Origin of the sequence: Polyangium sp. 15x6 (genome assembly GCF_029960785.1) — a bacterium.
Lineage (GTDB): Bacteria > Myxococcota_A > Polyangia > Polyangiales > Polyangiaceae > Polyangium.
On the sequence record NZ_JASBQE010000226.1, the window covers coordinates 1 to 3,405 of the forward strand.

The 3,405-nt window shown below is 57.9% G+C and carries 3 protein-coding genes; 2 read left to right on the top strand and 1 reads right to left on the bottom strand.

The features are described 5' to 3' along the window. Positions 1-508: 508 nt before the first annotated feature. Both QHF83_RS53020 and QHF83_RS53025 read left to right on the top strand, forming a co-directional pair. Positions 509-1,384: a hypothetical protein gene (locus QHF83_RS53020; protein WP_282425832.1), complete on the top strand. Its 876-nt coding sequence runs from the start codon at positions 509-511 to the stop codon at positions 1,382-1,384. A 239-nt stretch (positions 1,385-1,623) separates the two neighbouring features. Further along, positions 1,624-2,103, top strand: coding sequence for a hypothetical protein (locus QHF83_RS53025; protein ID WP_282425833.1), 480 nt, complete (start codon positions 1,624-1,626; stop codon positions 2,101-2,103). Here QHF83_RS53025 and QHF83_RS53030 read toward each other — a convergent pair. After that, positions 2,067-2,705 (bottom strand): hypothetical protein, encoded by a 639-nt coding sequence (locus tag QHF83_RS53030; RefSeq protein ID WP_282425834.1) that lies wholly within the window; start codon positions 2,703-2,705, stop codon positions 2,067-2,069. The genes QHF83_RS53025 and QHF83_RS53030 overlap by 37 nt on opposite strands. Between the last annotated feature and the right edge of the window lie 700 nt (positions 2,706-3,405).

The following is a 3,405-nucleotide window of genomic DNA, read 5'->3' on the forward strand; positions in this document are numbered from 1 at the left end:
TCCTGCTCGATCTCTGCACGAATCGCCGCCGCTCGCTGATGGTTCCGCATCGGGTGCTCCCTTCGGGGCACCAGCGTCGGAGGAGCGAGCCGTCGGTGTCAGGACGGGGGTGGGCGAGGTGGTACGCCTTGCCTCTCTCCGGAGGTTGGCCCATGCTGCGCAGTGCGACGTGCGTTGGATGGGCCACCATCCGGCGTTCCGCAGCCCCACCGGTCGGACCTAACGGCCGGCGGGGCTCTTCGTTTGTGGCCTCCACGGTATCAAGAAATTCCGGATCTCGAAGGAGTTTCTTCAGGAGCTAGGACATTGTCGGTCCTAGTTGCGGTGGTGGGAAAGTGGCGCCGTGGAGCCGGTGATGTGCGCCAAGCGCCTGCTGGAAGGCCGACGTGATCCAAAGCACATGTCACATGTATTGCTTTTCGCCCACCCCCAGATCTCTCTAGGCATGGTAGTGTCTCGGATTGCATGCGATGAGGACGCGCCGAGGAAGCGAAGGCGAGAGCAAATCATGAACAAGAAAGCTTCTCGTACACCATATCCCCTCCGTGACGGGAAGCCCGAGATGCGGGCTTCCGTGGTTACGTTTCTCGACATTCTTGGCTACGGCGAGATGTCCCAAACTTCTAATGAAGTATTGCACGGCTTGCGAGATGCTCTCGAAGAAGCCGGTGAAATCCTTTCAGGGGAAGGCATATACGACGAACGATTTGTTCGCCCTTATTCTATCAAGGTCTTCACTGATAATATCGTCATCGGGTGGCCGATACCGGTCGACCACCCATTGTATGCAGACGGTGAACGAGAGCTTGGTTACACATTACTCAATGTAGCATCCTACCAGCTCATGATGGCCACCCGAGGTTACTTCGTACGTGGGGGGCTTTCGGTCGGGCCCCATTACATGGATGAAAGCGTGGTTTTCGGTCCAGCGTTGATGGAATCCTACGGGCTTGAATCGAAGACCGCTGTCTATCCGCGTGTGGTGTTATCCAAGAGCGCCCATGAGATGGCTCTGGAGCACTGCACCTATTACCATCCCCATGATTCCGCGCCCCAAAACACTGAGCTACTAATCGATAGCGATGGGCTCTGCTTTGTAAATTACCTCAGGGGCTCGATAGGTCATTTTGATGACGAGAGGGTTGGAATCGAATGGCTCAAGAGTCAGCTCGGTAAGCACAAGTATCAGGTCGAGAAAAACCTGGAAGAGCATCGCAACAACCGAAGGATTTGGGATAAGTATGCGTGGGTAGGCAGATACCATAACCACACCGTGGAGGCTCTCGCTCTGGGCAAGTCGCTAATGGTTAATCCCAAGCTTTTAGAGCTAGGCTTCTCGCCACTGCTGCCGCCCCGTGGTCGTCCTAAGCGTGCAAAGAAATAATGCAGCGCTCTTCTCCTGGCACCCAATGCTATGCGTGCGAGCAGCCGGCGACCTCCGCAGAGCATGCACCGCCGAAGTGTGTTTTTTTTTTTTTTTTTTTTTTTTTTTTTTTTTCTCACAGACGAGATCTGCCCGAGGGCATACCGGATCAGCGGTCGCATCTAATCACCGTCCCCGCTTGCGTTGCACATAATCAGGCCAAATCCGGGGACGACGAATACGCGGCCTGCTGCATCGCGATGAACGCCGAGGGGAGCGCTCTCGCCATGGCTATATTTGAGAGCACAAGGCTTCGTGCAATGACCCGGAACGACGCCTCTCTCGGCAGGCGTATTTTCCGCACCGCAAAGCCCGCGACGAACCGCGAAGGACAGGAGACTCTGGCCATCCGCTACGAGGTTGCTCGGATCGATCGCGTTATCGAGCAGACAGCACGTGCCTTGTACTTCCACGAAACCGGCATGAGGTGGCCATCGGCATGCAAGATTCTCTGTCCGAGGTTCTTTCGCGACACCGGCGGTCACGAAGAGAGTCTCGCACGACTTGAGCACCTCTCCGGTGGATTCGAGGAGCTTCGACGTCGACAGGGCGAGCTTGGCGTAGTTCGTGGGGCGCATCCCGACGTCTTTTGGTATCAGCTCGTAGAGCCGAAGCCGGCATCTCCGCTAATGCGGATGATGTTCTACGGGACGTTCGAGTTCTTCGCTACTGCGTCGTAAAGCGTGTCCGCGCTCGGTGGTGCGTCGAATTCGATACTGAGCAGAATGTCGCTAGGACTTGTAGGATGCGACCCAAACTGGGGTTCAAGAGCCGCTTCAAATTCACGAGCGAGCTGAATGACCAGCTCGTAGGTCTTGCTGATTTCGATAACCTGTCCAAATGCTCGTAACTCAATAAGATCAATCGGTCCTCGGATCTCATGAATTGTCGGGTTTATCATGTGGTACGTTCCGTCGAGACTCGGACCGGAGATCATGGTGCATACAAGTCCACGAGATCCATCGGCCTCCAGAAGTGCCACCCAGTGAAGTGATCCCCATACAGGGAATCCAGCTTCCGCCATCTTCACGCCCTTGGTATCCAAGTGCTGCATACCGTTGCGCGCGCCTTGAAAGTGGCGCACCGATTTCTTAAAATTCAATGCGCGAACGGTAGGGCCGCTGCCTGCTGTGGCAAAGTGGATCGATGGGCGATCTAGGAGTTCATGAATTCGCCACGTCGAGTCTACGAAGCTCCACGCATCCGCAAAAGCCGCTGGAAAGAGCTCCGGCTGAGCTTGTAACTTATTCCCCCCGGGGTCCTGCGACATCTCGGCGAGCATGACGAGCAGCCTACGCATCGAGAGGTCAGCCACCTCGAACGAGATCCGCAAGCCATCGAGCCAGCCTCGTTGCCTTGGATTTAGGTTTGATGGGAGGCGACGCAGAGGGGAAGTCGACCCAAGAAGTGTGGTCATGCTCTTTCTGCCCTACTCCACCGCTCGGCTCACTTCAACCACGCGCCGACGTACGCGCTCGGGATACGCCTTCCCCCGTCCTCGCCGCTCGGCCGGTCCGGTAAGGCGGCGACTCCGCGACGAACGCTCACCGCGGCCGGGCCGAACGTCGGTCACCAACGCGTCGGCACGGTTCTCACTCGCACCCCGACCGCGCGAAGAGCCACGCTTCTTCGCGGTCTTCGAGGCCGTTGTCTCCTCCGCGCCTTCAACTTCGACGAACTCGTCATGCCGCCGCATCGAGGGGATACGTTACGCAGCAGTCCGGAAGCGCGCCAGGATGCGGGTTGCCGGACGGATACTCCTCGCCCCTCGTCCTGCTCGATCTCTGCACGAATCGCCGCCGCTCGCTGATGGTTCCGCATCGGATGCTCCCTTCGGGGCACCAGCGTCGGAGGAGCGTATCCGTTCGCCCACCCGCATCATGGCGCGCATCGAGGCAGCTGCGTAACCTTCCGCCGCGATGCCGCAGCGTGACGAGTTCGTCGTGGAAGAACCCCTGGGAGACGCAGCTCGCCCGAAGCTC